13 protein-coding genes and 1 tRNA gene are annotated in these 15,164 nt (G+C 47.3%); 6 read left to right on the top strand and 8 right to left on the bottom strand.

From position 1 onward, the window contains the following. The 3 genes from ACTHMC_RS10445 to ACTHMC_RS10435 form a co-directional block, all read right to left on the bottom strand. Nucleotides 1-1,735 (bottom strand): SusC/RagA family TonB-linked outer membrane protein (locus ACTHMC_RS10445; protein WP_440413057.1); only part of this gene is annotated, 1,735 nt, incomplete at its 3' end. A 247-nt stretch (nucleotides 1,736-1,982) separates the two neighbouring features. Further along, entirely contained in the window at nucleotides 1,983-3,107 is a 1,125-nt protein-coding gene (locus ACTHMC_RS10440; RefSeq protein ID WP_440413056.1) for a FecR family protein, read from the bottom strand. 68 nt (nucleotides 3,108-3,175) lie between these two features. Continuing rightward, complete coding sequence (locus tag ACTHMC_RS10435; protein WP_440413055.1) at nucleotides 3,176-3,751, bottom strand: RNA polymerase sigma-70 factor; 576 nt, start codon at nucleotides 3,749-3,751, stop codon at nucleotides 3,176-3,178. Between the two features lie 165 nt (nucleotides 3,752-3,916). On the opposite strand from ACTHMC_RS10435, the gene ACTHMC_RS10430 reads away from it, so the two are divergent. From ACTHMC_RS10430 to ACTHMC_RS10405, 6 genes are all read left to right on the top strand, one after another. After that, nucleotides 3,917-3,990, top strand: a tRNA-Ile gene (locus ACTHMC_RS10430). A gap of 203 nt (nucleotides 3,991-4,193) precedes the next feature. Further along, a complete protein-coding gene (locus ACTHMC_RS10425; RefSeq protein ID WP_440413054.1) occupies nucleotides 4,194-4,940 on the top strand; it encodes an outer membrane beta-barrel protein in 747 nt (248 codons plus the stop codon). 172 nt (nucleotides 4,941-5,112) lie between these two features. Then, nucleotides 5,113-6,303 carry a GTPase HflX gene (gene hflX / locus ACTHMC_RS10420; RefSeq protein WP_440413053.1) on the top strand — a complete coding sequence of 397 codons (1,191 nt, stop codon included), beginning with the start codon at nucleotides 5,113-5,115 and terminating at the stop codon, nucleotides 6,301-6,303. Continuing rightward, a complete protein-coding gene (locus ACTHMC_RS10415) occupies nucleotides 6,303-6,659 on the top strand; it encodes a Rieske (2Fe-2S) protein (RefSeq protein WP_440413052.1) in 357 nt (118 codons plus the stop codon). The genes hflX and ACTHMC_RS10415 overlap by 1 nt, the downstream gene beginning before the upstream one ends. Before the next feature lie 92 nt (nucleotides 6,660-6,751). After that, nucleotides 6,752-8,005, top strand: coding sequence for a YaiO family outer membrane beta-barrel protein (locus ACTHMC_RS10410; RefSeq protein WP_440413051.1), 1,254 nt, complete (start codon nucleotides 6,752-6,754; stop codon nucleotides 8,003-8,005). Nucleotides 8,006-8,017: 12 nt separating this feature from the next. Further along, nucleotides 8,018-9,181, top strand: coding sequence for a hypothetical protein (locus ACTHMC_RS10405; RefSeq protein ID WP_440413050.1), 1,164 nt, complete (start codon nucleotides 8,018-8,020; stop codon nucleotides 9,179-9,181). A gap of 59 nt (nucleotides 9,182-9,240) precedes the next feature. On the opposite strand, the gene ACTHMC_RS10400 is transcribed toward ACTHMC_RS10405, so the two are convergent. The 5 genes from ACTHMC_RS10400 to ACTHMC_RS10380 form a co-directional block, all read right to left on the bottom strand. Continuing rightward, nucleotides 9,241-11,295 (bottom strand): LTA synthase family protein, encoded by a 2,055-nt coding sequence (locus tag ACTHMC_RS10400; protein ID WP_440413049.1) that lies wholly within the window; start codon nucleotides 11,293-11,295, stop codon nucleotides 9,241-9,243. Next, the gene (locus ACTHMC_RS10395; protein WP_440413048.1) at nucleotides 11,282-12,757 is read right to left on the bottom strand and encodes a glycosyltransferase family 2 protein; all 1,476 of its coding nucleotides are present in this window, start codon (nucleotides 12,755-12,757) and stop codon (nucleotides 11,282-11,284) included. Before ACTHMC_RS10395 ends, ACTHMC_RS10400 begins: the two co-directional genes overlap by 14 nt. Beyond that, nucleotides 12,754-13,653 (bottom strand): HEAT repeat domain-containing protein, encoded by a 900-nt coding sequence (locus ACTHMC_RS10390; protein WP_440413047.1) that lies wholly within the window; start codon nucleotides 13,651-13,653, stop codon nucleotides 12,754-12,756. The genes ACTHMC_RS10395 and ACTHMC_RS10390 overlap by 4 nt, the downstream gene beginning before the upstream one ends. 284 nt (nucleotides 13,654-13,937) lie before the next feature. Next, on the bottom strand, nucleotides 13,938-14,303 hold the full coding sequence (locus tag ACTHMC_RS10385; RefSeq protein ID WP_440413046.1) for a response regulator transcription factor: 366 nt from the start codon (nucleotides 14,301-14,303) through the stop codon (nucleotides 13,938-13,940). 35 nt (nucleotides 14,304-14,338) lie between these two features. Then, on the bottom strand, nucleotides 14,339-15,164 hold an 826-nt coding region (locus ACTHMC_RS10380; protein ID WP_440413045.1), incomplete at its 5' end, for an Hpt domain-containing response regulator.

Below are 15,164 nucleotides of genomic sequence, written 5' to 3'. Positions count from 1 at the left end.
GGTTTTTCTTCCAGGTAAGCAGGTATTCCTGCTGGAACTTGGAGAAGGTATTGTCTTTCTGGTAAACCTTGGTGGTATTATACCCGTTCTGGAATGATTCGGTGTTCAGGTCGGCCGACCAAACTTTGATCAGTGGTGTGTAACGGCGCTGGTTATTGAAACCGAGGTCCATATAGAAAGTGCTCTTGAAGTTGAAATCGCGCAGGAAATTAACTTCAGCTGTCACACTACCGATGACGCGGTATTCGCGTTGGAGGTCAGTGTTCTTTCTTTCTTCCACCATCATTAACGGGTTAGCCACCTGTGGTCCTCCGATCTCATCGGGAAGGCGGTTATAAATCCCTTTTTCTGTATTGAAAGGCACTACGATAGGAGTGGCCGTGATGGCGCTTATGAAGTCGTTGGCGGGAGGAACGATGGCGCGGTACCCGTTGAGGTTGAACCCGATCTTGAAGGCTTTGGATACGCGCAGTTCATCATTGATGGTGAGCAGGATCTTATCGAGATTCTCATGTTTGATCAGGCCCTGCTCTTTTATATAACCAACTCCCAGGTAGAATTTGTTCTTTTCTGTGCCGCTGGAAATATTGATATTATTATTGGTGATGATGGCATTTTTATTCTGTATTAGGTCCACCCAGTTTGAGTTGCCTGTATAGCGGTCATAATACGCAAATGGGGCGGAGCCTTCGTTCTGCCGCTGCTCATCGTACAGCATTTTGAACTGGGAGTCATTTGTCATTTTCACTTCATCGGTGATCTTTTTCACACCGATGGTTGAGTTCAGGTTCACGGTGAGCCTTCCTGTTCTTCCTTTTTTGGTAGTGATGATGATCACGCCGTTGGCGCCACGCACTCCGAAGATGGCGAGGGAGGAGGGATCTTTCAGCACTTCCATGGATTCGATATCGGCGGAATTGAGAAAGTTGATATTGTCGTTGAACAGACCATCCACCACATACAGCGGCTTGGTTTGGGTGCGGCTCACAGTACCACGGATGCGGATATCTGGCTCCTGACCCGGCAAGCCGGTATTGATGATGCTTACCCCTGATACCTTTCCCTGGAGGGAGGCAATTGGGTTGGTATTGGGCTTGTCGGCCACTTCCCGTCCGGCCACTTTGGCGATCGAACCGGTGAGGTCTCTTTTCTGAGCGGTGCCATAACCGATCACTACCACCTGTTCCAATTGTGCGTTATTGGTCTGAAGCACTACATTGATCTCTGCTCTACCGTTCACCGGTATTTCCTGGGTAAGATAACTGATGGATGAGACCACCAGGGTTGCATCATCCGGTACAGCGATGGAATATCTTCCGTCTGCATCCGTGGAAGTACCGGCATTACTGCCTTTCACGCGAATGGAGACGGCAGCGAGGGGTTCGCCGGCGGCGTTGGTGATCCGTCCTTTTACCGAGGTCTGGTCAATGACCGTATTCTCTTTTTTGAGTACCACCAGGTTATTGTTGAGCACTTCATAAGCAATGAGGGTGTTCGCCAGCAATCGGTTTACTACAGAGAGAACGTCTTCATTATTGGCAGAGATGGTCACTTTCGGCTGTTCTGCAAGCAGACTTGAATTGAAGAGGAAACGAAAGCTGGTCTTTTTTTCAATAGCTGTCAATACTTTCCTGATATCCGTGGATTGCATGTTTAGGGTCACTTTCAGCTGGGAGTGTACGTTTGCTGATACATGAAGACAGCCAATCAATATTATGGCGAAGGTCAGTTTCATGAGAAGGACAAGCTTTGTTATGGTAGGCAGCCACGGAAAATCCGGGCAAATCCTGTTTTTTTTCATACTTTAAGCGTTGAAAAGGATTTACAATTGGTAAAACTGAAGCCTGGCAAAGGTGGTTTTACCGATAACTTTTTCATCTGCGGGGAATGTTGGTAGCATTTCCCGCTTCTGTTTGGTGTTATGATCAGGAGCTGTTGGCAGTTAGCATCGTTGTGAAGATTTTATGTGATCAATGGGTTTTCTATTTTCTGATTACAATCGTTTTTGCGTCGGTGAATTTGTATGTGAAAGGTTCGGTGATTGTCAGTGCGTGTAATGCTTCTTCGATTGACTCATTGGTGAATGTTCCTGTAAGTGAGCTCCAGCCTGGCGTGTATTTGTTGAAAGTGATAGTCACTCCATACCATCTTTCCAGCCTTTTTACCACTTCTTCCAGCGGTTCATCTACAAATACCAGCTTATTCTGCACCCAGGCTGTTTCCACGGTGGAACTGTCTTTCTGATCCCGGGTAAGTGATTTAATGGAAACGATAGGGGCCTGTTTTTTGTCTGGCCATTTATCTGAAGATGGGTGTTCTGTGCTGTCTTCCCCCACCACAATCTTCTGGTTGGGTTTGAGGAGTATCTTGCCCGTTTGTTTATTTCTTAGCAACACTTCAATACTTCCTTCCACCAGTGCGGCTTCTGTGGTTTTATCACCTGGGTATGACCTCACATTGAACTGTGTGCCTAGCACGCGCACATCTATCCGGTTGGTATGGATCACAAAGGGCAGGTCCGGATTTTTCTTAACATCGAAGTAGGCCTCCCCGGTGAGCGTTACTTCACGGAGTTTAGTGCCAAACTGCTTGTCGTAATTGAGTTTGCTGCCTGCATTGAGCCATACGATGCTGCCATCGGGCAGTGTGATGCGGGTACGGGAACCGTTTCTTGTTACAATTTCGCTGGAGCTCTCAGTCTGCGTTGCTGGTTTTTCCTGCGCCAGTTCGGTTATGGCCGGGCGTGAGAAATGCCAGATCAGAGAGGCTGCTACGAGCAGGGATGCTGCCGCGGCAACGATCTTCCAGGTTTTCCGGCGACGGGGATGGTCAGCCATACGGAAAGTGGCCGGTTCTTCGGCTTCGGTAGTATTGGCAGCAAACCTGATGCCCTGCTGTTCCATGCGGAGGAGGTGCTTTTGAAAAGCGTCTTCCAGTTCCGACCTGTCTGTTTCAGGATGCTGATGCCAGAGATCTGCAACAGTCTGTAAGGGAAAATGCAGATTGGGGTTGGATTTCAGTAATTGATCCAACTCGCCGAGCTCAGCGTCAGAAGCCTCCCCGGCTAATTTCCTGGCCATCAATTCCCAGATGCGTTCAACAGACATAATTAATGATGATTACCAATAAGGATCCGTTTTCCGCACCGATCTACTAAAGAAAGAAAAAATAAATTTCAGAAACAGGCGAATTTCCTGAGATTGATATTGATGGCCTTACCGATTTTACGGAGGGCGATGGCCAGCTGGTTGTCGATTGTTTTGATGGAGATATTGAGGATCTCGGCCACTTCCTTGTAACGGAGGCCATCCTCTTTAATGAGTTTATACACCATTTTACAGCGGGGGGGAAGATCATTGATAGCCTGGGCAACACGGCTCATCAGCTCGGCGGTGAGCAGAAGCTGCTCGGGATCGTGGTGCTGGCTTTCGAGCTCCACCTGCAGGTCGTCCAGTGTTATGGAAGCCTGCTTCTGTTTGCTGAGTAAGTATTTGAGAGCAGTATTGCGGGTGCTGACATAGAGATATACCTTCAGGTTTTCCACTTCCTGTAACTGGGCGCGTCGCTCCCAGATACGGATGAAAACGTCTGATACTATTTCTTCGGAAAGTTCATGAGAGCGGACGAAAGCGTTGGAAAAGCTGAGCAGGGGTTTATAAAAAAGATGGAACAGGTCCTGGTAGGCCTGTTGATCATCATATGTGGCAATGCGCCTTTGCAGTTCTCTGGTATCGTTAGAACCTGGCTTCACTGAACGGGACAAGTTTAATAGTAGATTGCTGATACAAGGTAGCCAAAAAATATAATACCATTACTCTCTTTTCAAGTTCCGCTTCAATCATTTAGTCCTGAACTTCTTTTTTATTATTCTTCAAAAAAGCTATTTTTGCAATCCTCATGGATTTTTTCCATGACCGGGCCCTTAGCTCAGACGGTTAGAGCATCTGACTCATAATCAGAGGGTCGTTGGTTCAAATCCGACAGGGCCCACAAAACCGGGATCATCCATGATGGTTCCGGTTTCTTTTTTTCCGGGTCAATTTACAGTCCTGTCTATGAAAACCGGCTTTCCGTCTGGCTTTCCAACAAATTGCCATAAAACACCCTGAATCAATCTAAATTGTCGTTTCTTTGCCAACCTTAACATTTCATTTAACCCGGGAAAGATACTTTTGATCAATTATTTAACTGGTATGAAAAAATTTCTCTTTCTGTTCATCACTGTAGCCTGTGTAACTGCCGCCAACGCCCAGGATTCTACTGTTACCACTACAAAAAAATCAAAAAAAGACTGGAGCAAGGTAAAGCTTGGCAATCGTGCCAACGATCATTTTATGATCCAGATCGGACATAACGGATGGTCACAAAAACCCGACAGTCTTAATACCAGGGGCCTCTCCCGCAGCTTCAACATGTACTTCATGTTCGACTTCCCTTTCAAGTCTGATCCACGCTTCAGCATCGGCATTGGTGCTGGTCTGGGTACCGATAACGTGTATTTCAAGAATACCGATATCGATATCACCGGAAGGAATTCCAACAAACTGACCTTCAAGAATGTGGCTGACACCAACCACTTCAAGAAATACAAACTCATGACCACTTACCTGGAAGCTCCTGTGGAACTGCGTTTCGCAGTAAACCCGGAGAACACCAACCGCAGCTGGAAGTTTGCGGTAGGTGGTAAGATCGGAACGCTCATGAGCGCTACTACTAAAGGAAAGACATTACAAAACAAGAACGGGAACACCATCAACGCCTTTACCCAAAAGGAAAAAGCCAAGCGTTTCTTCGACGGTACCCGTCTCAGCGCTACCGGCAGGATCAGCTACGGTGTGTTCGGTATCTATGGCGCCTACCAGATCAACTCCTTTATCAAGGATGGCATGGGGCCTGATGTAAGACCTTACCAGATCGGGTTAGTGATAAGCGGATTGTAAAATTTGTTTATTCAAGATAGTGAGCGGCCGCATCTAAGATGCGGCCGCTTTTTTTACGGGGCCGACTAAAAAGGATATCGCCATTACCAGGAGAACAGTCGCTTGTGTGCCGCGGATGACCAGGCGCCATCTGGCCGGAAAATTGAAGTATCTTTACACAAAATCATAGTACTTGTTAGAAAAGAAGAAAGTCATTCAGCAGGAAGAAAAAGCCGTACTTGTAGGTTTGGTTCATAAGGACCAGACGGAAGCACAGGTGAAGGAATATCTCGAAGAGCTGGCGTTCCTGTCAGAAACTGCCGGCGCCACGGCCGTTAAACGTTTCATGCAAAAACTCGCCCATCCGGATAGCCGCACTTTTGTGGGTAAGGGTAAACTGGAGCAGATCCGTGAATACATCCAGGGCAAGGATATCAATCTCGTTATTTTCGATGATGAGCTCAGCGGCTCACAGATCCAGAATATTGAAAAGGTACTGGAAGTAAAAACCATCGACCGTTCTGACCTGATCCTGGACATCTTTGCCAGTCGCGCTAAAACCGCGCAAGCCAAAACACAGGTGGAACTGGCGCAATACCAATACCTGCTCCCCAGGCTGAAGGGAATGTGGAAACACCTCGAACGCCTTGGTGGTGGTATCGGAACCAGGGGCCCCGGTGAAACGGAGATCGAAACTGACCGTCGTATCATTAAAGATAAGATCGCATTGCTGCGCCGTAAGCTGGCGGAGATCGACAAGATCGCCGGCGTACAACGCAAGGATCGTGGCGAGTTCATCCGCGTGGCCCTGGTGGGTTACACCAACGTAGGAAAGAGCACTATCATGAACCTCATCAGCAAAAGCGAGGTTTTTGCCGAAAACAAATTATTCGCAACGCTGGATACCACCACCCGTAAAGTGGTGTTTGAAAATACGCCTTTCCTCCTCAGCGATACGGTAGGATTCATCCGCAAGCTCCCCCACCACCTGGTAGAAAGTTTCAAGAGCACGCTGGATGAGGTGCGCGAATCGGATATCCTGCTCCATGTAGTGGATATCTCGCATCCTCAGTATGAAGACCAGCTGGGCGTGGTGAACAGCACCCTGCAGGAGTTGAAAGCGCACGATAAACCTGTGATCACCATCTTCAATAAAATGGACCAGTACGAGAAAAATACATTCGATCCCTGGTTGGAAGATGAAGTGAAAGTGGACATCCTCAACGAGCTCAAAGCCCGCTGGGAAAATGAACTGCAGGGCAATTGCGTTTTCATTTCAGCTATCGAAAAACGTAACCTCGATGGGCTGCGCACTACCATCCTCGAAAAGGTAAGGGAGATCTACAAGATCCGTTACCCATACAAAACAGCTTTCTTTTATTAATGAGCGAGAAGAAATACAAATGGCACCTGGTGGCTGAAAGCGAGTCTGAGCTTGCTTTTGCCACCAATGGCATTGCCGTGGTGGAAATAAATGGAAAGAAGATCTGCATCACCCGCCATCAGAATGAATGGTTCGGTTTTGCCTATAAATGCCCCCATGCCAGTGGAATAATGGCCGATGGATTCATTGACGCCATCGGCAATATTGTATGCCCTTTACACCGCTACAAGTTCAGCCTGAAGAATGGCCGCAATGTAAGCGGCGAAGGATATTACCTGAAAACCTACCCCGTAAACTTAACGGAAGAGGGGATCTTCCTCGGTGTTGAAGACAGCGGGCTCTTCAGCTGGATATAATTACACATCCTTTTCGTAATAATGCAGATTACTGCCTGCTATTTGCTTATAAAGCAGTAATTTACCTTATATATTAATACCGGATATTTCCGATGATCCTGAAAAAACTAATCGTACCGGCTCTGTTTGCAGCCGCCGCTATCCTGCATGCCCAAACGCTGACAGCCCAGGAGAAGATCTCTTCTGATGAACTGTTTGTGCAGGCGCGCAATGCAGCCTTCCAGCAAAAGAATTACCCCAAAGCCATTACACTCTGTCAACAGGCACTGGCCGGAAGTCCCGGGTATACCGATATCCGTGTATTTCTCGGCAGGCTATATTTCTGGAGTGATAAAGAAGACAGCGCCAGGATAACCCTCGATCAGGCATTGCGCGAAAATCCATCGCATGAAGATGCCGCCATTGCTGCCGCCAGTATCGCTTATTTCACCAATCGTTATAAAGATGGACTGGCTTACGCAGAAACGGGACTGCTGCACCATCCCAAATCGTCCGACCTGATGCTGCAGAAAGCCAAACTGCTCACCGCTACCCGTGAATATAAGTACGCAGCGCGCCTCACCGACTCGCTGCTAGTCATCGACCCCAAAAATACAGATGCCCGCGCGTTGGCCGGCCGCATCCGCGATTTCAGCGCTTCCAACAAGATCGGTATCTCTTATGATTATACGCATTTCGGTAAACAGTTCGATGATCCCTGGCACCTGACCAGCCTGGATTACAGCCGCCTGACAAAATATGGCTCCGTTATCGGCCGTGTGAACTACACCAATCGTTTCAAAACAAATGGTGTGCAATTTGAAGCGGACGCCTATCCTACTATTGCAAAAAATTTCTACGCCTACGTGAATTTCGGTTACTCACCCGATGATGCCGTGTTTCCCAAATACCGAGGAGGTTTTTCTTTATACGCCAACCTGCCGAAAAGCTTTGAAGCAGATCTCGGCTTCCGTTACCTCAACTTCGGCAACGATACCTGGATCTACACCGGCTCCATCGGTAAGTACTACAAAAGTTTCTGGTTCAATCTACGCGCTTATGTAACACCGGATGACGACAGGATCTCGCATTCCTACTCCTTCACCACGCGTTACTATCTCGGCGGAGCTGATGATTTTTTACATGCTTCCGTCGGCTACGGCATTTCGCCTGACGACCGCACACTGGCCATTCAGCTCAACAATAATTATAAGCTACTTACACACAGGATCTCCGGCGGATATCGCTTCACCCATAAAAAGCTGAACGTATTCCTCATCAACCTGGGCTATTCCCGCGTGGAATACCTGCCCAAGACCAAAGACAACCAAATCACAGCCGGGATCGGTTACCAGCGTAGATTCTAAATCATCAATCCCTTGAAAAAAAGAACCAGGAACATACTGATTATCGCAGCCCTGATCTTACTACTGCCACTGTGGATGTGGATCGGCTGGCTTTGCACTCCAAAAAAGAAGATGGTGATCGCCATTGTGGACAAAACCGAAGTCAGCCGGAATGGACAGGAACATATTTCCCTCACCTGGGTGCTCAATCAGGAACGCTACACCAAGACCAGTAAGAAACCTTATCATATCACCAACGATTATTTCGGTTTCTTCCCGCTTCATGGCGACAACTTCCGCCTGAAAGGACTGGAACGATTCACTCCCCGGCAACTCGATCAGCTCAGCAACGATGCCAAAGCTGTATATTTCACAGACACCTACGGCGTATTCAGCAATGAATGGTATACCCGAAAAAATGTAACGGAACGCTCGGGCATTGTATATGGCGGCATGAGCAAAGAAGATATCAGTCTGCTTCAGCAGATGAAAGACAAGCACAAACTTATCATCACGGAATTCAATACCATCGGGTCTCCCACCTCACCTGAGATCCGCGCTCAGTTTGAGAATATGTTCAAAACAAAATGGACCGGATGGATCGGACGTTATTTTGAATCACTCGATACAGTTGTAAATAAAGAACTCCCGCACTGGCTGATCAATAACTATCTGAATCAACACAGCAACAAATGGCCCTTTAAAAAAGGAGGCGTTGCTTTTGTAAGTGAGCACGATGAAATAGTGATCCTGGAAGCAGATACCCATCTCAAAGAGGCGCTTCCGCATATTATTACCGGTAAAAAAGGACAAGAAACCTACAGCCTTCCTGAAACCATGAAATATGCTTTCTGGTTCGATGTAATGCAGCCAGACACAACGGTAAATGAAGTGATCGCGCATTTTAAAATAGATGCGAATGAAGAAGGGCTGAAGCTGCTACAGGAAAAGAACCTTCCGGCCATGTTCCCGGCCGTTACACAGCATATCGATAAGGATTATAAATTCTATTACTTCTCGGCGGATTTCTGTGATAATCCTGTAAGCATGGGGTCTTCTTATTTCAAGGGAGTATCTCTTTTCAGGTTTCTTTTTTATAATACCAGTGATCCGATGGAAAGGAAGAGTTTTTTCTGGAATTATTACCGGCCGATGATGACAACCATTTTAGATGACTTGTACCGTCGCGGGAATTAACACGTTGCAGAGCTTGCAGGTTTCTTCTACCTGATTATTTGCTACATTTTTTGTAAGTTTCAGGGCTTCCAGGCATTGAAAAGTGTGTCCGGAATCAATTTCGCGCCCTGAATAAACTGCTGGTTCTTCTGCTGGAATTTTTGGAATGCGCCTTTCATGCTCTCTATGACCGGTGCGTCTGTTACGCGTTCTTCATTCAATGTATTGTTCAGCATGTATACGTCCTGTCCGTTGATATGGTACTGGCCCATGACGAAATCTATAAGATCTGTTTTGGTCTGCATAAGGGGAATGGCATGAATGTTCCGGAAGTTACGGGCGGTATCAAGGCCGCTGCCCATCCAACTTTGCATGGATGGCGCCTGTAGGGCATAGGTATTCTTAAGATATGCCAAAAGGGAAGGGCCGATATCGAAGTGCGTGGAAACAGACTGGAACCGGGCTGAACGCTGAAGCAACGGAGAGTAGACGATCAATGGCACATGGTACCTGTCTATTTTAGTGATCATCGGTATCTCCGGCATCCGGTGGTCGCCGGTGATGATGAAGATAGTATTGTTATAGCCAGGCTGCTCTTTCGCTTTGGCAAAGAATCCCTGAAGGGCATCATCTGCATATAAAATGGAAGCGAATTGCGGAAGGTATTGCCTGCGCTCAGATTTCTGGGCATCTGTGAGTTGCAGCTCATTCATCCTTTGCTCTACACGCTGATTATATTGCGCTTGCTCATTGATGAGAAAGGGACTATGTGTGGCTACTGTGAGTAATACCTGTAATGAGGGCTTGCTGTTTTGTGGCGCCTGATCTGCATAGAAATACCGGAATAACTCCTTATCTCCATAACCCCAGGTGAAGCCATTAGTGGAAGGCAGCTGCGTATATCCCGCCGGGAAAGTTTTTTTATCCCTGATCTGATCTATATTCTGTTTTCTGAGGAAAATATCCATGTTGTCGAAACTGGCATCGCCGCAATACCAGAAACCGGTATGGTAGCCATTTTTCTTTGCAAGGCTCATGAGCGATAATTGCTGCGGCATATTATTGCCAAGTTCGTTGAACCCGTTCTTGCCGAAAGGCAACGATCCCAATATCGTTGGCAGTACCGCGAATGTACGGCCGCCGCCGCTCAGGCAGTTCTCCCAGTAAAGGCTGTGTTGTGATAAGGAATCTACGAAGGGAGTGAAGTTGCCCAGGTAAGCGCCTTCATTGGTGAATGCGCGGCCAAGCCCCTCCACCAGCAGGATCACGATGTTGGGAGGACTTGCTGATTTGACAAGGAAAGGGGAGAGCACATCTTCCGTACTGTCTGCATGCAGGAAGGGATAATCCTTTTCATCGATATAATTGAACGTGGCGATACTTGCATTTTCAGAATTATCTCCATAGTCGCCGATATAGGAATCGGCATAGATATCTGTTTCCTGTTCTTCAGGAAAGAAATGGGAGTAAGAGGCATCCAGGAAAAAATCGAGTTTATTGGCAGCGAGATTGTTTTCGTATTCGTTGCTGAAGAGGTGCGGGGTAAAGGCGGAAGAGAGCGCCAGGAGGGCTGTTACCACAATCAGGAGACATACTGCGAAAGTGGAAACTCTGCCAGGTATGATTTTTTTTGAGATCCATATAAGCGCTGATATAATTCCGGCGATAAGTAGCAGCATTAAGAGCACCGTCCAGATATTCAGTTTACCCGAAGCTCCCACAGTTAGTTTGATCTCATTCCAGCTGTAACCATACAGGTCTGCGCCAAGCGGCACAAGTGTACTGTTGAAATACTGGATCAGCATCAGGTAAATGATAGTTGCCAGTACCGCAACAATTCTGAATAGGATGGTAGCTGCTTTGAGTCGCCACCAGGCAAGGGGTATGAAAACAATCAGCAGCACCAGGTTCACCTTACAAAAGAAAATGAGGTCTGCGGCCAGGATGCTGCCGAAGAAAACAAGTGATTCTCCCGGAAACTGGTGGCTGAACCCATTCCATAACCATTCCAGCAAACGCAGCACCAATAATACGATCAGCCAGCTGAGTGAGAAACTGGCGAATCTGCTGAATATCGCACCCAATTTGTTTGCTCTTGTATTTTCAGTAGTGATTGCAGTATCAGCTATTGCCATGTTTCTGTGAAATTGTATTTACAGGATTTGCATTTGTATTGGTGGGGGCTTTAGCAAAGCCCTGTCTGGTCATTTCTCCCCAGGCATTTTTCTTACGGGCCAGATCGATATTTCCCATGATGGCAGACCACACTACAAAAGGGTGGAAATAGAAGGGTTCCACCATTGCCGTAGTGAAGAGGCTCCATACTTCGCTTTTCTTTTTATATTGATTGTAGGTGATCACTTCCATGAAGATGGCGAATACGGAATACATAAATCCGAATGCTACAATAAAGTACAGAAGGGCGAAGAAGAAGGTCCAGTCAACCAGGCCCAGTGCCGCTAATACCAGGAACACTGCCATACCGAATGCTTCGATGATGGGGGCCAGGAATTCGAAGAAGAACCAGTAAGGATAGCTCAGCATGCCAAGCAGTCCGTACCGCGGGTTGAAGAAGATCTTTTTATGGAAGCCGAGTGTTTCGATGGTGCCGCGTGTCCAGCGGTTGCGCTGCCTGCCAAGGATCTTGAAGGAAGCGGGGGCTTCCGTCCAGCAGAGCGGATCGGGGATATAGGTGACTTTGTAAGGGATCTTCTGTTCTTCCATGTAGCGGCGCATACGCACTACCAGCTCCATATCTTCCCCTACGGTGTTGTGATTGTAACCGCCTGCTTTGATCATTATTTCGCGGTCGAAGGCGCCGAAGGCGCCGGATATCAGGAGCAGCCCGTTGAGCCTGCTCCAGGCCATGCGGCCTAATAAAAAGGCGCGGATATACTCCAGCGTCTGCACGCGTGGCAGGAACTGTTTGGGGAGATGCACTTCCACCAACCTACCGCTTTCGATCTCGCAGGAATTAGCGATGCGCACTACCCCACCCGATGCAATCACTCTTTTGTTGGTAGACTCCAGGAAGGGTTTGATCATTTTCAGCAAGGCATCTTCTTCCAGTATGCAATCCACATCAATACAAACAACATAGGGCTTCGTAGAGAGGTTGACGCCCACATTCAGGGCATCTGCCTTGCCACCGTTTACTTTATCAACTACCACCAGCTTGCTGAAAACCGGGTTCCTGCTTTTATACACGCCGCGAACCGGTTTGGTAGGGATCTGCTCGTGAATATAAACCGGCACCTGCTCCAGCTGGTAAGCATCGATCAGTAATTGCAGGGAATCGTCTTTACTGCCATCGTTCACAATGATCAGTTCCAGCGTGGAATAATAAACGGATAATAATGACCGGACATTCTCAACGATAGTAGCGCTTTCATTATACGCCGGCGCAATAATGGAAATGCCGGGTGTTTCAGCAGAAACAGCCAGTAGTGAGTAATCGGTAAAACTATTCTTGTACAGGTATTTCCTGGTTTCACCAATGGAATATATCCCGATGAATAAATAGAAAAATATCAGGACAACGGAGTATCCGAGGATACCGTAGGTGAGGATGTCGAATATGATCTGTTGCCAACTCATGCGCGCATTTCATTTTCAAGTTGTGCCAGAATGGTGTTCCATGACTCATCGGTGACGGCTTTCTGTTGCAGTACCTGGCTACCGGCGGCCGTGCTTTGCAGCAGCGCGCGGGCAGCTTCTATCCTGATCTGCGGATCAGGATCACTGGTTTCTCCTGCCAGGAATGGCGCAACATCTTCAGCGCCGATCCTTCCGAGGGTACGCAGTGCTTCCAGTTTATTATGCCATGTTTCCTGCTGGTATTGTTCTATGATATGGCCGGCCGTGTCTTCGCGATAAATATTTGCCAGTGTTTTAATGGCTTGTAGGCGGATCTCGGGCTCCTGACGTTGCAGACATTTCACTACCAGGTCATGCTGCTCATACCTTCTGAAATTGCTCGTCAATTTGAGTGCGAAGGTCACAACCGACTTATTACTGGAATGAAGCCATCTTTCTATGCCCTGAAACTCCCCTGTAGGCAAGGCTTCCAGCAGGTAGAGCAGGTTGATCTGCTGCCATTCGGAGATCTGGTAGGTGGCAGAGTTCAGGAAACGGAGACCGATAAATCCCAGCATACGAACCACGCCTGCCTGTGCTTCCATCCGCACATATTCATTGGAGTTACCGGTTAGTTTGTAAACACTTTTCCAATACTGGCGTTGGTTCATCAGGGAAAGCTCCTGTATGCCTTTTGCTTTTTTATGCCATTTGTAGCTATGGAGCTTATGCTCTGAATCCAGATGAAGTTGCAGGGATGTGTAGAGATTTTCGATGATCTCAGCGGCCTGACCGGATAGGTTTTTTCTTGCCAGTACCAGTTCATTGATGATCACTTTCCGGTTGAAAGCATTTTTACAATGATGCTGCAGTTCATCAAAACCGGGGAAACGGACACTGATTTCTTCCGTTTCCATAGACATCATGATGCTATGGCTGATAAAAGGATCGATTAATTCTTTGATCCTGGTTTTCTGATTACGGAATTTATTTCTGCGGTGGCTGTAGTAGAAGCAATACAACATGGTGATGGCAGCGGCTATCAGGCAGAGTGTGCCAAAATAGACGAGCTGCTCAGGCCGGATAAACCGGGCGAATAATAAGATATCGGCAATTATGGTTTTAATAAGGATTGCGATTTTGATGATTGACCATGTATACCTGAAAAGAATAATCCATCACTATGCCAGACTGTTATCTGTTACATAGTTTTTCCGATGAGCCGTTTCACGCGGAGCGATAATTCATTTGGGCTGAAAGGCTTGTTGAGAAAATCGTCCGCACCGAGCTTGAAAGCTTTAACTACAACATCTTCCTGCCCCATGGCGGAGAGGATGATCACCGGGATGGGTGATGACAGTTCCTGCTTTACTGCTCCTACCAGTTCAAGACCGGAAGAGTAGGGCATCATGATATCCGTGATCAGGAGATCGGGGGTATTTTCCCTGATCTGCTTGAGCGCTTCACGGCCATCTGATACGGCAGTGACATCATAACCATCTTTTTTTAAACGAAGCTCGATCGTCTTCAGCATAATAGGCTCATCTTCGGCTACTAAAATCTTCATGTTACGGTTATATAAGTACTAAATATGGTGTTTCATCAGGCTGTTTCCCTCTCGATAGCTAGCTTGATCTTTGGCATTACTTCAGTAATGTACTCAGATGCCTCTTCTATCATGGGCAGCACCGATGGCAGATTAATTTCCTGTTTAGCATTGTATTCAATGGTTCCCATTATTCCCAGCATTCCCTTTACCTGGATCACAGCCAGGCTGCTTTTCAGTTTATGTGCTTGTTCATATACGGTTTTCCACTCCTTTTTGATTGCAGCCTCTCTTAAATTTGCAAGCCCCGGTGGCAATGTAGCTTCAAAAAGCTCGTATACCATGCGGATGCTTTCTGCATCGCCCAGTTGCAGCAGTTCAGAGATATTGAATTCTGAGAAATAAGATTGTTCGTCTACGGCTGCAATAAGCTGTTGTGGTTGCTGGGGATCAAGGAGGTATTTTTCCAGGCAGCCGAACAGTTCCTGTTGTGAAATGGGTTTGGTGATATACGCATCGGCCCCGGCATCATAGCCTTTTTGTTGTTCTGTTTTCTGTGCGGCGGCGGTGAGCATTACAACGGGAATGGTTAGTTTGAGGTCTTTCCGGATGCAGGTGGTAGCCTGAAGGCCATCCATCACCGGCATGTGCAGGTCCATGAATACGAGATCCACATCCCTGTTCTTGCTGAGGTATTCCACCGCTGCGCTTCCATCACCCACAATTGCAACTTCAATGTTGAACTTCTGAAGGTTTAGCTGAAGTACGCGCTGGTTCACTTCGTTATCTTCCACAATCAACACCTTTTTACCACTGAATGCATGGCGCGGATCGATGATGGCTTCTGCATGTGGATGTGTTTCCTGCACCTGGCTTTCGCTG

This window comes from Pseudobacter sp. (assembly GCF_051955275.1).
Taxonomy (GTDB): Bacteria; Bacteroidota; Bacteroidia; order Chitinophagales; family Chitinophagaceae; genus Pseudobacter.
The sequence above is the reverse complement of the archived record's forward strand: the minus strand, read 5'-3'. Positions and strand labels throughout refer to the sequence as shown.

Bases quoted from the DNA above. Each gene is read 5' to 3' on its own strand.
- ACTHMC_RS10395 (WP_440413048.1), bottom strand. From the start codon at position 12,757: ATGAGTTGGCAACAGATCATATTCGACATCCTCACCTACGGTATCCTC.
- ACTHMC_RS10385 (WP_440413046.1), bottom strand. From the start codon at position 14,303: ATGAAGATTTTAGTAGCCGAAGATGAGCCTATTATGCTGAAGACGATC.
- ACTHMC_RS10390 (WP_440413047.1), bottom strand. From the start codon at position 13,653: ATGGAAACGGAAGAAATCAGTGTCCGTTTCCCCGGTTTTGATGAACTG.
- ACTHMC_RS10440 (WP_440413056.1), bottom strand. From the start codon at position 3,107: ATGTCTGTTGAACGCATCTGGGAATTGATGGCCAGGAAATTAGCCGGG.
- ACTHMC_RS10425 (WP_440413054.1), top strand. From the start codon at position 4,194: ATGAAAAAATTTCTCTTTCTGTTCATCACTGTAGCCTGTGTAACTGCC.
- ACTHMC_RS10415 (WP_440413052.1), top strand. From the start codon at position 6,303: ATGAGCGAGAAGAAATACAAATGGCACCTGGTGGCTGAAAGCGAGTCT.
- ACTHMC_RS10400 (WP_440413049.1), bottom strand. From the start codon at position 11,295: ATGGCAATAGCTGATACTGCAATCACTACTGAAAATACAAGAGCAAAC.
- ACTHMC_RS10410 (WP_440413051.1), top strand. From the start codon at position 6,752: ATGATCCTGAAAAAACTAATCGTACCGGCTCTGTTTGCAGCCGCCGCT.